Source organism: Gottschalkia acidurici 9a, assembly GCF_000299355.1.
GTDB lineage: Bacteria > Bacillota > Clostridia > Tissierellales > Gottschalkiaceae > Gottschalkia > Gottschalkia acidurici.
The window spans coordinates 2,202,056-2,221,061 of record NC_018664.1 but is presented as its reverse complement, the minus strand read 5'-3'; the positions used below and the strand labels follow the sequence as shown (position 1 = coordinate 2,221,061).

The window sequence follows — 19,006 nt, the reverse complement described above, 5'->3', positions numbered from 1 at the left end:
TATATATGTACGGAGGGCTAACTTCGGAATTAAAGCTTGTGGAGAACCATACCAAATCGTAGTAGCTTAGGCAAGGAGAGGTTCTATGAAACAAGAATAATCTCAATATGAATACATTTGACCATATTTTGAGTAGCAGGAAGTAATGGTTATTGAGAAAAAAATTATATTAATAAAAAATAAGTTATTTCCTAGAAATAAAAATGATCTTAAAATTAAATATATTATTTCTGTCATTATTTCACTAATGATTACTTTACTAATTATAGGTAATATTTTAAAGCTTAACTTTTTAAAGTCGGAGACGAACTATATAGCTGAGAATGGAATTTTAAATATTCAGAACTGGGATCCAGCTAAAGAAGAAAATATTAAACTAGATGGTGAGTGGAGATTTTATCCGCATACATTACTCGATCCAAGCCAAAAAGAAACAAAAGATAATCTATTGGAAAAATATATAGAGGTTCCTAGCTCTTGGGAATCAAATGGATATATAAATGAATCTGGAACCTATCGCCTCGTAATAAAAGTTCCAGAGGACAGAGTATATGGTATCAAAACTAAAACAATAAGATCAGCAAGCCGTATATACTTTAATGGAGAAGAAGTTATGAGTATGGGAAATCCATCTCTAGATAGAGAAAACTTTAATCCAGAGAGTAAATATAAAATAGCAATGGGAAGTAGCTCAAATAAAGAAATTGAATTAGTTATTCAAGTATCTAGTTATGAGTATAGAGTTGGAGGTATATTAAAATCAATTGAATTTGGAACTTCTGAGACTATTATGAATACAAACAATAAAGATAGGGCGATGGATGCACTTATTATTTCAGTCTGTCTAGTATTAGGAATATACTTTCTTTTAACGTACATTCAGAGACAAAAGGAGAAGCATTTTGGATATTTTAGTGGAATGTGCTTTTTTATGGGTATATATTTATCTACTATGAATGAACAGCTATTAGATTTAGTATATACCTATGACTGGATAGCTAGAATTCGTATTCAGATTCTATTGATGATTATGATAATGATTTGCGTTTTGAAATTTATACACCATTTCTTTTATGAATATGTGAATAAAAGAACTATGGGTATAATTGTTAAAATCATGCTTATGATGATTATACTAACTTTTAATAATCCTAAAAATCCATTAAGCATTACTATGGGGTATGTACAAGCTATAGTTCTTACTAGTTTAGCTATAAGTTATGGATACATATTTTGGATCTTATTAAAAGCAATATATAATAAAGTGGATTCTTTGGAGTACATTATTGTAATTACAAATGCTATGTTTCTTTATTGGATAACAATATCTATTAAAATATTTTTTGAAATAGATTTGGGACATACATCTATGATTTTAATCTTTATAATAATGATAAGTATTGCTTTATTAATGAATCGACGTCTTCAATTAGATTATGAACAAGTAAATAATCTTTCTGAAAAACTTATTATGTATGATAGATTAAAAGATGAATTTCTAGCCAAAGCTTCACACGAACTACGTACGCCCCTATATATTATACTAAATTTAACAAAGTTCTTATTAGAGGGAAGGAAGGGATCTCTTAACTCAAAACAGCAAGAAGACTTATACTTTATACATCAAGAAGGTCAGAGACTATCTCGTCTAGTGGAGGATTTATTAGATGCCTCTCAGGTAAAAAAAGGTGAAATAAAATTAAGATTGAGTCCAATAAATCCATATACAATTGTAGAAGATATTTTAAAAGAAATGAAAATTTTAATTCCAAAGGATAAACAAATTATATTAAAAAATCGTATTCCCAAAGAGTTTCCAGCACTAAAGTTGGATTCTGATAAGTTTAGACAGATTATCTATAACTTAGTTCACAATGCAATAAAGTATACTGAATCTGGAGAAGTAAGTATAACAGCATCGTTAGAGTATGAACAGGCTATAATTAAAGTATCTGATACAGGAATAGGAATTGAAGAAAAATACTTAAAAGATGTTTTTAATACTTTTTATCAGAAAAATAAGAATGATAAATCTAATCAAGGGCTAGGACTGGGGTTGTCTATAGTAAAACAATTGGTAGAGGGACACGGTGGTAATATATCAGTAGAATCAGTTTATAAGAAAGGATCTACCTTTAAGATTACTCTACCTATATATGAGGGTGAAATTGAAGAAAAAGATAAACTAATGTCCTATCAATATAATACTTATGAACCAGAAACATTATTAGATTTAAATATGAAAAAAGAAAGTGAGAATAATATAGAAAGACAAACAGTGCTTATTGTAGATGATGAGCCATTAAATCAGAAAGTTTTAGAATATGTTATAGATCAGATGGGACTTAATACGCTTATAGCTTATAATGGAGCTGAGACATTAGACATTATCGAAAAAAACAAGGTTGACTTGATTATTTTGGACTTTATGCTACCAGACATGTCCGGTGATGAAGTTTGTAAAAAGATTCGCCAAAAATACACCATGGCAGAGCTTCCTATAATGATATTAACTGCCTCAGGTAAAACAATTGACTTAATGAATGCTTTTGACTATGGAGCCAATGACTTTCAGAAAAAAACATCAAATACTGAAGAGCTAAAGACAAGGATTAACTCCTTATTGCTAATGAAAAAATCTGTAGAAGATGGATTAAAAAAAGAGTTTCAGTACTTTTATTCCCAAATATCACCTCACTTTTTATATAATACACTGAATACTATTATTGGACTTAGCTATAAGGATACTAATAAAGCTAGAAAAGCACTAAATAACTTATCAACCTATTTTAGAGGGAAACTAGATGTTCATCAGAGCGAATGTCTTATATCACTAGAGTCAGAGCTAGAATTGGTAACTGCATATTTAGAAATTGAGCAAATAAGATATGGAGAAAGGTTAAAGGTTGAGTATGATATAGAAGGAGAATTAAGAGCTATGATTCCACCACTTACACTACAACCTTTAGTAGAGAATTCGGTTAATCATGGTATAAAAAATAAAAGTGATGCTGGAAAAATCAAAATTAGTATATATAGAGAAAGATCAGGCTTTATAAGTATTACTATTGAAGACAATGGTATAGGAATTGACTTTGAAAAACAACGAGAATTATTGAGTGGAAAAAGTCAAAGAATTGGGTTTAGTAATGTGATGAATAAAATAAAAATATTAAAAGGAGCTGAGTTAACACTAGAGAGTAAGCCTTATGAGTATACAAGAGTGAAGATTATTATACCAGAAACCAAAAATCATGAGAGATAGTTTTGTTATATTGAGAAAAGTATTAGATATTAACTGTTCAGAAATTGTTCAGAGCTATTTTGATAAAATTTATATTGAAAACTGGGTATATCAATATAATTTTAAAATCAGTGTGACTTTAGTTCATATTTAATTAATAGGAGGATGATAAACTATGAGATTAACAATTAAGACGAGGATATATAGTACCCTCGCTATGATAATTATTTCTATGATATTAGTTAATATATATTCTAACTATTCGCTAGAAAAAGTTCAACAAGGGTCAGACAAAATCACTAATGTATGGCTCAAAGGTATAGACTTAGCTTATAAAGCAGATGGTATTTTAGCTGACTATAGAGCTAGAGAGTATATGCATATAATATCACAAGATGAGGAACATTCAAAAGAAATAGAAGAAGAGCTAAAAGACTTAAAGAGTGATTTTGAAGTAATGTTGAACCAATATTCTGAAGCTATAAACTATGAGAAACAAAAAAATATAGTAAATCAAATAAACAAAGAGTGGATAGACTACATAAAAATTAGTGATGAACTAATAGAGTTAAGTATACTTAATAAAGATGAAGAAGCTATGGCTCTAGCTATGGGAAATTCAAATGAACATTTTAGAACAGTTAATGGCTTGATGCTACAACTTATAGAAATGAATAATCAAGAAGCAGATAAAGAAAATAATGAAAATAAGGCTAACTACAATAGTACAAGGATAAAACTTGCAATAATATCTACTATAATAGTAGTCTTAGGCATTATAGCTTCTGTTTACGTTGGAAGACATCTTTCAAAACGTATGGGACAACTTAGAGAAGTAATAGAAGATATCTCTAAGCTAGAACTATTAGAAAATAATAAAACAGGACATAAGAAAAATGAAAATACCTTTGAAGATGAAGTATACGAAATAGAAGAAATGATAAATACTATGAGATCTAATCTTAGACAAATAGTAAGTGATATAAAAGAGAGCTCTGAAAGAGTAACTTATAATTCAGATAATGTTTCAACTATAATGACAGAAACATCCTCTTCTATTGAGGGTGTAGCAAAAGCTACTGATGAACTAGCACAAGGTGCAACTAGTCTAGCTGCAAATATTCAGGATGGAGCTAATAAGCTTGAACTGTTATCAAAGCAAATAGATGAGTCTGTAGATAACTCTAATAATATAAAGCAATATATAGAAGAAACTACTAAAGCAAATAGAGAAGGTATGGAATACGCTAAGAAATTAGAAGATTCTGTACAAGCCAATATTGATATATCTGATAAAGTGGTAAATCAAGTAGGTTTGCTGAACAATGAATCAGAATCTATTGGAAAAGTAATAGAAGTAATCAATTCAATTACAGAACAAATTAATTTATTATCGCTTAATGCTGCGATAGAAGCCGCAAGAGCAGGCGAACATGGAAAAGGTTTCGCTGTAGTTGCAGATGAGATTAGAAATCTAGCTGGTGACGTAGCTACATCAACTAATGAGATTGAAGAAATTATAGTAAATATAAAAAAGGAAGTAGATAATACAAAATCACAAGTTGAAGAATCTATATCAACCATAGAACAAACTAATATGGTATCAAGAGATACTAAAATGGCATTTGAACATATTAATAAACAAGTTTCAGGAATGATTGATCAGCTAGATATATTAACAAACAATATACAATCTATAGAGAAGAATAAAGATGAATTTGTAGCTACAATGGATGAAATAAGCTCTATAGCTCAAGAGTCAGCAGCATCAACAGAAGAGATATCAGCGTCTGTAGAAGAGCAGTCATCTAGTGTAGAGCAAGTTTCTAACTCCTCAAATGAATTAAAAGAAATAGTTTATGATCTTGAAGATTTAGTTAATAAGTTTACTATCTAATGATAAAGAACTTAATATTATTAATATAAGTAAAGCTCTATTAGAATTAAATATATATAAATATATAAGTAAATTCCTTTGATTTTAAATTCTCTAAATCAAAGGAATTTTTTATTGAAATAGAAATACTTATAACTGTTCAGAAATTGTTCAGACACTTCTAGTAAGATTTACATAGTAACTTTTAGAGAGGTGATAAAAGTGAAAAGGACAACAAATTTTTCTTTAGAAGATAAGGAATATAATCATAAAACTTCAGATGAAAAAAAGTTAAAAGCTAACAAAAAAGTTACTATAGCGATAATATACGATAATTTAGAAGTATTAAGATTATTGAAAAACATATTATGTGAATATAAAATAATACTATACTCAAACGTAGATGAATTATTAGTAGACTTGGAAATGGAACTAATAGACCTAGTAGTGATAAAATGCAAATTCTATGAAAATGAATGTCCAAGTATTAAAGAACATATATTAAAACAAAATTTAGAGTTACCTATTATATATATATCAGAAAATGAAGTTAATTGGAATTGCTTAAGAGAAGGTGTAGATGATGTCTTGAAAAAGCCTTTTGATAGTAGAGAACTTATATATCGTGTAAAAGGAATAATTGAAAGAAAAAAGATTGAATTTACAGATGAATTAACTGGAGCATATAATAGAAATTTTCTTAAGAAGAGATTCGAAGAAGAAAAAAAGATTCATAAGAAAAGTAGAAAAGTATTATCAGTTGTATTCTTAGATTTAGATAATTTTAAAAAAATTAATGATAATTACGGTCACAGTTTTGGAGATAAAATATTGAAAGATTTTGTAGAAACTATAAATATCAGCCTCGGAAACTATGGAGAAGTTTTCAGATACGGAGGAGATGAATTTATACTACTTCTACCTGACACAACAGATAAAAAAGCATTAAAAATAGTAGAAGATATAAGAGCATCTATTAAAAATAAAGACTATCTTATTGATGAAGAAAGATATAACTTGAAAATTTCTTTTTGTGCAGGGATAGCAACAATGGATAGTTATGATTTATCAATAACTGAGCTATTAAAAAAAGCAGACGATGAACTTTATATCCTAAAGGGTGCAGCAAAGAGAATATGAGTATTCATTTATCTAAATGTCATAAAATAGAGGAAAATTAATATCTTTGAGATTATATATCTATAGTTGAATACAGCATATCATTTAGTTTTTTATATTATACAAATTTTAATTTTATTAAGAGTAAAGTCTACCATAAAAATCAAAAGAACGGATGTGGAAATTATATGAACAATATGTATGAGGAAATAATAATCGGAGAGAAGAAAATTGCAGTTGTAGGTCTTGGTTATGTTGGAATGCCACTAGCTGTGTCATTTAGTAAGAAAGTAAAAACTATAGGATTTGATATTAATAAAGATAAAGTTAAGAAGTATCTAAATGGTAAAGATCCAACCAATGAAGTTGGAGATGATGAAATAAAATCATGTAAAGTTGATTTCACTTGGGATGAAAATAAATTAAAAGAAGTGAATTTCATTGTAATAGCAGTTCCTACACCAATTAATCATGATAAAACTCCAGACTTAACACCTTTAATAGAGGCTTCTAAATTAGTTGGTCGCAATCTAACTAAAGGATCAATAGTAGTGTATGAATCGACTGTTTTCCCAGGTGTCACAGAGGATATTTGTATACCTACTATTGAAGCTGAGTCGGGTTTAGAGTGTGGTAGAGACTTTAAAGTTGGATATTCACCTGAGCGAATTAATCCAGGGGATAAAGTAAATAGATTAGAGAATATTGTTAAAATAGTATCTGGAATAGATGATGAGTCTATGGAAACTATTGCACAAGTATATGAAATGATTATTGAAGCAGGAGTACACAGGGCTAAAAGTATTAAGGTCGCAGAAGCAGCCAAATTAGTTGAAAATACTCAAAGAGATATAAATATTGCATTTATGAATGAATTAGCCATTGTTTTCGAGAAAATGGATATCAATACTAGCGAAGTAATTGATGCGATGAATACAAAGTGGAATGCGCTGGGATTCACGCCAGGACTTGTTGGAGGTCATTGTATTGGGGTTGATCCTTATTATTTTATTTATCAGGCGGAGAAACTAGGTTATCATTCACAAATTATCCTATCTGGTAGAAAAATTAATGACGATATGGGCAATTTTATTGCTGATATTTCTATTAAAAATATGATTAAGGCTAAAATTGCTGTAAATGAAGCAAATATTTATATTTTGGGTATTACATTTAAGGAGAACTGTTCTGATATTAGAAATTCTAAGGTATTAGATATTATAAATAGATTTAAAGAATATGATGTGGATGTTAAGGTCGTAGACCCAGTAGCTGATGCTGAAGAAATTAAACAGTTCTATAATATAGATTTAGTAAATTTAGATAAGGTAAAAGATGCGGATTGTATAATATTTGCAGTTAGCCATGATGAATTTAAGGAACTATCTATAAAAGAAATTAAGAATATGTATCGAAATGATTTAAATGCGAAGAAAACATTAATTGATGTAAAGAGCATATTCAAAAAGCAAGATATGAACGAAGATTTCATATATTGGTCTTTATAAGAAAATAGTAAAGGGGAGGCTATATGTCTAATAAAAAAATAGGAAAAACATTTATATTTACTATAGTATTCATAATAGCGTTAAGCATCATTGGATTTCTTATATATTCTTTAAGTGATAAAAAAAATATACCAACAAGTAAAGATACTAAATATGATGATAGTAAAACAATTAATTTAGCTATAAATAATCTTAAAAAAGATGGGTCAAAAGCTGAAATTATTACTAAGGTGAAGACATCAGATAAGGTATTTGCACTAACTTTTAAAGGACTGTCAGATACCAATACTAATACAAAAATTCTTGACTTAGTATCTAAACACAATGCTAAGGCTACATTTTTTGTACCAGGTATTAGAGCAGCGGAAGACTCAGCATTCATCAAGAAGGTTAACTCTAAAGGGTTAAATATTGGCAGTAATACTTTGAATGGATCAAAACATATGGAGAAATATTCTAGTGAGGAACTAGTAAAAGATTTTATTAAAACTAATAGTATTATTAAAAATCTAACTAAAAAAGAACCTACATCATTACTTTGTAATAGCACAAAATATACCGATAAGTTACTAAGGGCAGCATATGAGGCTGGAAATAAAAAGATAGTTGATAGTACACATGTTTTGAATTATCAAAGTTTTAAAAGTTATGATCAGGTACTAAATTATGTAAAAAAAATAAAAAAGGGGTCAATTATAACAATAAAAGTTGATGGAGTTTTAGATGAAATGGAATATGAGACACCCACAAAAGAAGAAAAGCCTGCTATAGACAAGAAGCCTGACATAGAAGTTGATAAAGAGATAGAGACACTTACGGAAAGTGAAAGACTATTAAATACTGTAAAGTGGTTATTGCAAGCAATTGAAGAGGTTAATTATAAAACTGTATTTGTAGAAGACTTAAAATCTTACATAGATAAGGGTTCTGACTTTAAGCTTACTAAATTAGAAGTAAAAACTATGGATTATTATCTAGATTACATTCTAAAGCAGAGGCTAAGCTTAGAAAAAAATTACTTTGAAAAAAGTAAGGGAAATACAAATACTAATACTAACAATAGTAAAGGAATCAGCACTAATACTAAGAAGGAGACGGATAACAATACTTATACAAAAGAAGAGCTAGACGCTCTAAGACAAAAAAATAATAATAAAAAAGCAAAAGAATCTCATACAATACACACAACTGAAAGGGCTTTAGGGTTTTCTTTTTATGGTATCAGCTATAAAGAGGTTTTAGATCATGTAATAAGTACCCTTGATAATTTAAATGCTAAAGGGACATTTTTTGTTACAGAAAGAGATATTTTGAATAATAAAGATGAACTTATAAAAATTTCAGAAAAAGGACATGAAATTGGTATAAGTTTAATGGAATCTAGTTCAAAAGATTATTATTCCACTTTAAAGACAATTTTAACAATGCAAAGAGATATCAAAGATATAACTGGTCAGAATGCAGTCTTAGTTAGATATCCATATGAAGTAAAAATATCAGACGATGTACTAGAAGCTATATCTAGTGCAGGATGCACAGTTATATGGTCTGATCTTGCAGTAGCAAGCTCAAAACTTAGCAAAGATGCAAGTATCGATGAGGTTATTAACAATATATTTCATGCCGGAAATCTTTTTACTCACAGAGGGTACGTAATCTACTATCGTATGGATTACTATTCTAATCCAAAGCTTATTGGGGATATAGTGAAAAACATTACAGAGAACAGAATTAATAATGTAGCTTATCCAAATGATCCTAAGGGTTCTGCATATTCTGTAAAAACATTAACTGATCTTATGAAAAGTGATAAGGTATATAATTATCCATTAGAACCGAATGATATAATACCTTCAGTTAGAAATGCAATTTATCCAGGTCATCTAGAGAATTTATCAGATAAAGATAAGTTTAATTTTATTAAAGATAGATATATTGGTAATCCTGATATTAGTAATCATAGAACATTACCAGGATTTACTGATGACGAACTTGCTTTAATAGATACAACTGGAGTAGCTACAGATGATAAGGTGTTGTTCTTAACATTTGATGACTGGTCTTCTGATAAACCAATTAACCAGTTATTATATGTTTTAGATAAACATAATGTAGATGCTACATTCTTTATTAGAACGAACTATATGCAAAATAATCCAAATATTTTAAGAGCTATTGCAGAATCAGGTCATGATGTTGGAAGTCATACAGATAACCATCTTCCATTTGCATTATCACGTGAGCAGCGGGATGAAAATGATACAAGTGGGCTATATTTTTCTCTTACAGATGATGATGTACAAAAAAGAAAAGAAGATTTATTAATCTCATATAACAAGTTACAAGCTGTTGTAGGAGATGTAACCATAAATGGGAAGCCTGCACTAACAAAAATTTTAAGACCACCAACTTTAGCTATGAGTAGAATTGGTATGGAATCAATCTTTGATATGGGATTTAGTCATATTGTAAGTGGTGACTTTAGCACACATGATTATGAAGACAGTGATCCGAATGTACTCGCAGATAAAATTATAAATGGAATGTTAAAGAGCAGTGGAGATGTTCAAAAGATACAAAATGGAAGTATTCTAGTTATGCATATGTCAGATGGTAACAAATATATATCAAATGAACCTAACATAACAGCTAAAGCACTTGATATAGCCATCCCTATATTAAAAGCTCAAGGATATAGATTTTCAAAATTAAGTGATTATGTTTCAGAATGATAAGGGGGATATGAAGTGTTTTTCTATAAAAGAAATAGCCGTAGAAATAATGATGAAAAGTACAAAGATATTCTCTTGAAAACAAAAGATGATAGAAGACTGTTATCACATGTCCCTGATAATACAAAGAGACGAAGTAATATAGATAGACGTGGAAAGGATATTGGCGACTTTGAAAAGAATATTAGTAGCTTTATTAAAAATAAACAAAGCGGAACTAGATATAAAGTAAACTATGATATTGATGTAATATGCAATATGAAGGGCAAAGAAACTAAATTTTCTTGTAGTAGTATAGATATATCTATGACAGGTATTTTAATACAATTAAGAAAAAGAGAGCATCTTAATAGCATAAAGGATGCAGAAACTGTTTTCTTAAAGTTTAAGATAAAGCCAGGAACAATGCCTGAAGGTTCTGAAATGAAAGTAAATATATCTGCAAATATAGCTAGAATAGAAGAGCTATTAGATGAAGAAATTTTATGTGGTATGGTATTTGATGAAGAGCTTTCTACCTATATCTCTAGAAAAAGAGGAAAATATATGATTATGACTTCTAGTTCACTACTCTTTTTCATTACAGTATTTATTATTCTTATGAGAGCTGAAAGTATTGTTTACTTTAAGTTTAATAAATGGCTTTACTTATATAGTATTATTGCAGCTGTATTCTTATTAAGCAGATACTTTGTAGGCATATTCTATAGGCAAGTACCTATAGATCCTGATTTCACTCCAGGGGTTACAATATTAATTCCTTGTTTTAATGAGGAAGAATGGATACAAAGGACGATACTTAGTTGTATTAATCAGGATTATCCTATAGATAAGCTAGAAGTTATAGTTATAGATGACTTTTCGACAGATAAGTCTGTTGAAAAAATTAAGGAAGTTATGAATATATTATATAATGAGGCCGAACAATTTGATGTTAAAAACAGACTTAAATATATTCTAATGGAGAAAAATGGTGGTAAAAGAGAGGCTCTATCGTTGGGAGCTTTAAAGGCTAAGCATGACCTTGTTGTTTTCGTAGATTCAGATAGTTTCTTAGATCCTTATGCAATAAGAAATTTGGTTCAGCCTTTTAAGGATCCTAAGATGGGAGGAGTATCTGGAAGAACTGATGTAGCTAATACCTATACAAATATCCTTACAAAAATGCAATCAGTTCGTTATTATATTGCCTTTAGAATAATCAAAGCAGCTGAAAGCTACTTTGATGCTGTTACTTGCTTATCTGGACCACTTGCATGCTACAAGAAGTCAATCATTCTTGAGAATCGTGAAGCATGGCTTAATCAAAAGTTTTTAGGCCATAGGGCTACATTTGGTGATGATAGAGCAATGACTAATTTTGTGCTAAAAAAACATAGAACAGCGTATCAGGACTCTGCTATTTGTTCAACAATAGTTCCTAATAAACAGTCTGTATTTTTAAAGCAACAAATGAGGTGGAAAAGATCATGGTTAAGAGAATCTTTAATAGCATCTAAGTACATGTGGAAGAAGGAACCTTTTGCTGCACTTACTTTTTATATGGGGGTACTTGTTCCTATTGCTGCACCGATCATTGTCATTTATAATCTAGTTTATGTACCAATAATGTATAGAATATTTCCAAAAACATTTATTATAGGTCTTTTACTTATGTCAATGCTCATGAGTATGACTCAGCTTTTCTTAAGAAAAAGTACTACTTGGATATTTGGTATGGTATTTTGTTTTTACTATGAAGCAGTTCTTTTATGGCAAATGCCTATTGCTTGGGTAACATTTTGGAAATCTACATGGGGTACTAGAATGACTCCTAGTGATGTAAAGGCTCAGGAGAAGATTGATAAAAGAAGAAAAAGACATCTGAAAAAATCAACAGGAGAGGGGGATATTTAATGAAATATTTGTCTACTCCAAAAGATAGAAGAAAGTTCATAAGAAGCATTATTCAAGCTATAGTTTTACTTACCGTATTTTGGATTTTAATTAATACTATTATGAATTTTAAAGAATATGTTCATTTTGATAAAAATAATGTAAATATTACTGAGAAAGATAAAGGATTTATAGCTCTTTCCTATATTGCAGTTGATAGAGAGGGCACTAGTACCATGATTAGTAAACAGCGTCTAGATGAGCACTTCGCAGCACTAGATATGAATGGATATACTACAATAAAACAAAAAGATATAGAAGATTATTATAAAAGAAATAAGCATCTTCCTGAAAAATCTATGTTCCTAATGTTTGAAGATGGACGTATGGATACAGCTATATTTGCAGGAGATATGTTAGAAAAATATAATTTTATTGGAACTATGCTAAGCTATGGAGATAGATTTGGGCAAAAAGACATTAAATTTCTTATGCCAAAGGATTTGAAGAAACTAGAAAAAAGTACTTTTTGGGAGCTTGGAACTAATGGATATCGATTATCCTTCATAAATGTGTATGACAGATATAATAATTTTTTAGGAGAACTTACCTATTTAGAATATGCAACGTTAAGTAAATACTTTGGAAGAAACTATAATCACTATTTAATGGACTTTATAAGAGATGAGGATAAAATACCTAAAGAAACTTATGAAGAGATGAAAAAACGTATAAGTGGGGATTATCTTTTAATGGATGAAGTATATAAAAAAGAACTGAGTAAACTTCCGGGTGCATATGTTCTTATGCACTCGAATACTGGAGCTTTTGGATCTAATGAAAAGGTAAGTAAAGTAAATGAAGAATGGATAAATAAACTCTTTATCATGAATTTTAATAGAGAAGGATATTCCAAGAATAATAAAGAATCAAGTATATATGACTTAACTAGAATGCAACCTCAAGCCTACTGGTATCCTAACCATCTTTTAATGAGAATAGCAGATGATACTGGAGATAAGATAAAATTTGTATATGGTGACTTAGAAAAGAAAAAAGATTGGGATATTGTAAAAGGCGTTCCTGAGTATAGAGAATCAACGATTGCATTAACCTCTACACCTAAAGGTAAGGGATTAATTAGATTAAAGCAAAGTAAAAAATATAAGGATTATAAATTAGCAACAACTATGACAGGTAATAAGCTAGGATCACAATCTATTTACCTTAGAGCAGATGAAAATCTAGATAAATATGTAGCAGTAAGAATCAAAAATAACTTTTTATATGTTGATGAAAATGGTAAGACAATTTACAAGCTAAATTTAGACCGTCATGATGGGGTTACTCCAATATCTGTTGAAGAAGATGAATTTGTAGTGTTAAATGAAGAGTTAAAGACTTATAAAAAGAATACAAAGTCATATAAAAATCCAACGAAAATGGAACCTCAAAAAGAGATAGATGATAAGAAAGTTAGAACTGTTGCTCAAGGAGCAGATGAATATATACCTCCTATTGACATTCATGAAAAAGGAGAAAGAAATCTTGAAATATACTTGGAAGGTAATGAAATTTCAATAAATATAGATAATAAAGAGGCAGTAAGTAAACTTCCTTTGTCAGAAAATTCTGCAGGTTATGTCTATCTAGAATCATCTTGGGGTGAAGATGGATATAGCCAAAGAAACACTGCAGATGATGTATATGATGGTGTATTCGAGGATTTAATTGTTACAGAAATATCTAAGGGTGAGAATGTAATATATAGAAATAAATTAGAGGGATTTGAGAAGATTAAACATAAGGCATCGCTTAGATGGAATAAAGTACTGAACTGGTTTATCAGAACATTGTAGTTATTTAAGTATATAGTTATTATTACTTTTATGAAATGGAGAAAAGCATGATAAAGAGAATATTAATACTTACTTTTATTGTATCTTTTACGCTTATAGGATGTGCTAGTAAAGAAGGTGAGAACTATACAAAAAAAGAGACTACGATAGAGGGCGGTGCTCTTAGTGAAGACAATAAAAAATCAGATAAGAATAAAAAGGAAAGAAAAATTTCTGTATGGACAACTTACTGGGACACTGTTGATTTGGAAAATGAGTTTGATAAAATAAGTGGAAATATTAAAGATATATCTTATTTTGCAGTTTATTTTGATGAGAATGAAAAACTATTTATTCCAGATGAAATAGAAGCGACTAATGAAATGATAAAGAAAAGATATCCTAAATACAATTATGGAAGTTACTTAACTTTTGTTAATGATTTACTTAGGAAAGATGAAGCTTCTTCTTTAAAAGATAAAGACTTATTATATCGCTTATTTTCAACAGAGGAATCAATGAATAATCATGTAAAGGAAATACTTTCTATGACTATAAAAGGTGGTTATAGTGGTGTTGAAATTGATTATGAGGCTATAGGTAAGGACGTTATACTTTGGAACTCATTCTTAAAATTTGTAGAAAAGCTGTACACAGAAGCTATTAAAAAAGACATTGATGTAAGAATAGTTTTAGAACCAAATTTTCCTGAAGAATCAATAACATTCCCGAAGGGTCCAGAATATGTAATTATGTGCTATAATCTACATGGATATGGAACAACACCAGGACCGAAAGCTAATAAGGAGTTTATCTTAAAGATGATTGAAAAAATGAAGAAGCTACCAGGAAATATTAACTTTGCTATGTCTACTGGTGGATTTAAATTTTATGGAGATAAGGTTGAGCAGTTGTCTGAAAAAGAAGCAGTAGAGTTAGCTAAAATGTATGATGCAACTATTATTAGAGATGAAGATAGTAAGGCTAGGTACTTCACTTATGTAGATGATGAGTCTGTATCTTATGAAGTATGGTACGCTGATCATGAGACTTTAGACTTTTGGTTCAGTATAGTTGAGGAGTCTGGGGATTATGGACTAAGTCTCTGGAGAATGGGTGGAAACTTGAGCATATTACAATAGATTGGTATAACAATAAAGGAGATAGAATAGTTATTATATTAGAAGTATCCTAATATGATTTGAACTATAGGGCTCTTACTGCATATTTGATGAAGAATTAACTTCTAAATTCTAAAAAACAGAAAGATGTTTATAGTCTAGTTTATAAATAGTAGTACATAAAAAAGGATAAGATATAATAATCTTATCCTTTTTTATGTTATAATATGATGAAATACATAATAATTCGACAAAATAAAACATATTGGAAATAGAATGAAAATAAAATGAAAAGGAGGAGGGAGACATGAATAAGATAAAAAACGTAGTAAGTTTGACTGTTATAATATGTATACTTTCACTTAATAGCATAAATGCTTTTGCAGTAGAAAATTATATAAATTTTATAAAACTAGAAGAAGAGACGGACTTATCTCATAGTGTAGTAAAAACGGTATTACAAGATAGTAAGGGCTATATGTGGTTTGGAACTAATAATGGATTAACTAAATATGACGGCTATAATACTAAAACTTACAGGCAGATGCCTTTTGAAAGAAATACTATTTTAGATAATTATATTGTAGATATAAAAGAAGATAAGCAAGGGATAATATGGATTGGAACAAATAAGGGTTTAACTAAATTTAATTCTAAAGAAAATAAATTCAAACATTATAAGCATAATAGGAATGATAAAAATAGTCTTAGTAGCAATAAGGTAACTTCGATCTTAGAAGATAAAGAGGGAAATCTGTGGATTGGAACTGATGGTGGTGGACTTAATAAATATAGTAAACAAGACGATAACTTTAAACGTTATAAAGGAAAACTAAGTAGTGACTATATAACGAAAATGTATCAAGATAAAGAAGGAAGTTTGTGGGTAGGTACAGAACATGGATTAAATAAGATTAACATAAAAACTGATGAAGTGGAAATTTACGAATATAGTGAAGATGATTCAAATACTTTGAGTGGTAATAACATAACAGCTATATGTGAAGATAGATATGGAGATTTATGGGTAGGTACATTAAAGAATGGATTAAATAGAATAGATGTTAAGAAAGATACTATTACAAGGTACCTAAAAGATGAAAGTAATTCATATAGTATAGGATCGAATTTTATTACGTCTATAATTGAAGATAGAAATGGTACTATATGGATAGGCAGTAAGCAAGGTGGACTTGCAAGATATGATAGAGAAAATAATTTATTTATAAAGCGTTTATCAGATCCTAGAAATCCATACACTAGTGCTAATGAGGATAATATAGTTACTTTGTATCAAGATAAGATGGGGCTTATATGGGTAGGGCTAGAAAGTGGTGGAATTAATAAACTTAATCCCCAAGCAAACTTTTCTAACTATAAGAGTATAGGAGCTTTTAAAAATAGTATAAATGATAGTAATATACTATCTCTATATAAAGATAAGGATGGAAAGGTATGGCTTGGAACTAGAAATGGTGGAGTTAATAAACTGGATTTTGACAAAAGAACTGTAGAGTACTATAGCCATAAATTAAACGATGAAAATAGTATAACATCAAATACTGTAAATCATATTATGGAAGATAGAAGAGGTACAATGTGGATAGGAACAGAAAATGGGTTAAATAGTCTCAACAAGCAAACTGGAGAGATTAAGAAATATTTCCATGAAGCTGACAATTTTAACTCTATTGCAGACAACAATATAAGTTACATCTACGAAGACTCTCAAAACTCTCTCTGGATAGGAACTCAAGATGGATTAGATATATATAATCAAGAAAAGAATGAATTTATACACTATAATGTGAAAAATAGTGACCTGAGTGGTAACCATATTACTACAATATATGAAGACAATGATAAGAATATATGGATAGGGACATTTCATGATGGATTAAATAAATATGATAGAAATAAAAAGATATTTAGGTCATATAAAAATAATTCTGAAGATAGAAGTACAATAAGTAACGACCATATAACTGGTATAGTAGACGATAGAAAAGGTAATCTGTGGATAGGAACTTCTAATGGATTAAATAAATTTAATAAAAAAAGAGAAGTATTCGAAGTATTTACAGAAAGTGATCATATAAAGAGTAACTTCATATCAGGTGTACTACTAGATGATTTCGACAAGCTATGGATAAGTAGTAATGATGGAATATCTAAGTTTGATATAGAAAAAGGAAAAGTTATAAAAAGCTATAGTACTATAGATGGTTTACAAGGAAATTACTTCAATTCAGGAGCTGTTTATAAAGATAGTTATGGTCAGCTATTATTTGGTGGAACCAATGGTTTTAATACTATTTATCCTGAAAAAGAAGTCTCCAACTTCACTAAACCACAGATAATTATGAATAAATTGACAGTAAATGATGAAGAGATAGATATAGAAAATACTAAGGAAATAGTATTGCCATATGATCAAAATCGCTTTTACTTTGAATATACTATGACAGACTATAAGAAGCCATCAAAGAATCGATATTCTTTTAAGTTAGAAGGGTATGAAGATGACTGGAACCATGTCAAAGATAGAAATTATGGTACGTATAATAACATAGAACCCGGTGAGTATACATTAAAAATTAAAGGGATAAATAGTGAGAGTATATGGAATGAAAAAGATGTAGAGTTAAAGATAAAAATAAAGCCACCTTTTTGGAAAACAAAGTTATCATACTTTATATATTTAATACTTGCAATATTAATAGCATATTTGATATTAAATTACGTTAAGGTTTTGGAAAAAATAATAAATGAAAGAACTCAAGAGCTAAATACAATAAATAAATATTTATTAGGGGAGATAAAGCAACGTAAAGAAACAGAAGAAATACTTAAAGAGACTATAGATGAAAATAAAAGATTATTTGATGAAAAGATGGAAGTAGAAAACTTTAGGAATGATTTCTTTATAAACTTATCTCACGAGTTAAGAACACCTCTTAATATGATTTTAAGTACAGTACAGGTAAGTGAAGCATGTCTTAAGAATAAAGATTTGAATAAAACAGTAGATAGGCTAATAGGGCATTTCAAATTAGTGAAGAAAAACTGTTACAGACTATTAAAAACAGCAAATGATATAATAGATGTTGCAAAAATAGAATCTAGACAGTATGATTTAAATATGAAAAAGGTAAATATTATATATTTAGTAGAGGAAATGGTATTATCTAGTGTAGACTATGCTAAACAAAAAAACTTACAAATATTATTTGATACAGAAACAGAAGAAGAAATTATAGAATGTGATCCTGTCGAAATAGAAAGAGCTATTTTGAATGTACTTTCTAATGCTATAAAATATACTGAACAGTATGGACATATATGGGTGAACATATATATAGAAGGAAAGCATGTAAAAATAGTTGTGAAAGATAATGGAATAGGAATACCTAAAGATAAACAAAGTACAATATTTGAGAAATTCAAAAGAGTAAATAAAAGTGATGGATTAGGTAGTGGTGTAGGATTAAGTTTAACTAAATTACTTGTAGATATGCATAATGGAAGTATAGATTTCACGAGTGAAGAGTCAAGGGGTAGTGAATTTATAATAAGACTTCCTATATATGAAGTTAAAGAAGGGGAAAGTTTAGAGATAACTAAATTGGATGAAGTAAATGCGGAAAGTATAGATTTAGAAATAGAGATGTCAGAAATAAATTAGGGGGATTA

Annotated in this window: 9 protein-coding genes; all 9 read left to right on the top strand. The window is 29.1% G+C overall.

Annotation, left to right across the window (positions count from 1 at the left end):
• Positions 1-145: 145 nt before the first annotated feature.
• The 9 genes from CURI_RS10515 (at position 146) to CURI_RS10475 (ending at position 18,998) form a co-directional block, all read left to right on the top strand.
• Positions 146-3,265, top strand: coding sequence for a hybrid sensor histidine kinase/response regulator (locus tag CURI_RS10515; RefSeq protein WP_014968240.1), 3,120 nt, complete (start codon positions 146-148; stop codon positions 3,263-3,265).
• 154 nt (positions 3,266-3,419) lie between these two features.
• Positions 3,420-5,141: a methyl-accepting chemotaxis protein gene (locus tag CURI_RS10510; protein ID WP_014968239.1), complete on the top strand. Its 1,722-nt coding sequence runs from the start codon at positions 3,420-3,422 to the stop codon at positions 5,139-5,141.
• Positions 5,142-5,342: 201 nt separating this feature from the next.
• Positions 5,343-6,260, top strand: a complete 918-nt coding sequence (locus CURI_RS10505) for a GGDEF domain-containing response regulator (RefSeq protein WP_014968238.1) — start codon at positions 5,343-5,345, stop codon at positions 6,258-6,260.
• A gap of 167 nt (positions 6,261-6,427) precedes the next feature.
• A complete protein-coding gene (locus CURI_RS10500; protein ID WP_014968237.1) occupies positions 6,428-7,747 on the top strand; it encodes a nucleotide sugar dehydrogenase in 1,320 nt (439 codons plus the stop codon).
• A 23-nt stretch (positions 7,748-7,770) separates the two neighbouring features.
• Positions 7,771-10,479: a polysaccharide deacetylase family protein gene (locus CURI_RS10495; protein WP_014968236.1), complete on the top strand. Its 2,709-nt coding sequence runs from the start codon at positions 7,771-7,773 to the stop codon at positions 10,477-10,479.
• 15 nt (positions 10,480-10,494) lie between these two features.
• Positions 10,495-12,375: a glycosyltransferase family 2 protein gene (locus CURI_RS10490; RefSeq protein WP_014968235.1), complete on the top strand. Its 1,881-nt coding sequence runs from the start codon at positions 10,495-10,497 to the stop codon at positions 12,373-12,375.
• Positions 12,375-14,213 carry a polysaccharide deacetylase family protein gene (locus CURI_RS10485; protein WP_014968234.1) on the top strand — a complete coding sequence of 613 codons (1,839 nt, stop codon included), beginning with the start codon at positions 12,375-12,377 and terminating at the stop codon, positions 14,211-14,213. The genes CURI_RS10490 and CURI_RS10485 overlap by 1 nt, the downstream gene beginning before the upstream one ends.
• A 47-nt stretch (positions 14,214-14,260) precedes the next feature.
• Positions 14,261-15,334: a glycoside hydrolase family 18 protein gene (locus CURI_RS10480; protein ID WP_144276021.1), complete on the top strand. Its 1,074-nt coding sequence runs from the start codon at positions 14,261-14,263 to the stop codon at positions 15,332-15,334.
• A 286-nt stretch (positions 15,335-15,620) separates the two neighbouring features.
• On the top strand, positions 15,621-18,998 hold the full coding sequence (locus CURI_RS10475; protein WP_041701779.1) for a sensor histidine kinase: 3,378 nt from the start codon (positions 15,621-15,623) through the stop codon (positions 18,996-18,998).
• Positions 18,999-19,006 lie beyond the last annotated feature (8 nt).

What these genes read in the sequence shown, in the direction of transcription:
- CURI_RS10475 (WP_041701779.1), top strand. Translation starts at nt 15,621, where the DNA reads ATGAATAAGATAAAAAACGTAGTAAGTTTGACTGTTATAATATGTATA.
- CURI_RS10510 (WP_014968239.1), top strand. Translation starts at nt 3,420, where the DNA reads ATGAGATTAACAATTAAGACGAGGATATATAGTACCCTCGCTATGATA.
- CURI_RS10495 (WP_014968236.1), top strand. Translation starts at nt 7,771, where the DNA reads ATGTCTAATAAAAAAATAGGAAAAACATTTATATTTACTATAGTATTC.
- CURI_RS10480 (WP_144276021.1), top strand. Translation starts at nt 14,261, where the DNA reads ATGATAAAGAGAATATTAATACTTACTTTTATTGTATCTTTTACGCTT.
- CURI_RS10515 (WP_014968240.1), top strand. Translation starts at nt 146, where the DNA reads ATGGTTATTGAGAAAAAAATTATATTAATAAAAAATAAGTTATTTCCT.
- CURI_RS10500 (WP_014968237.1), top strand. Translation starts at nt 6,428, where the DNA reads ATGAACAATATGTATGAGGAAATAATAATCGGAGAGAAGAAAATTGCA.
- CURI_RS10485 (WP_014968234.1), top strand. Translation starts at nt 12,375, where the DNA reads ATGAAATATTTGTCTACTCCAAAAGATAGAAGAAAGTTCATAAGAAGC.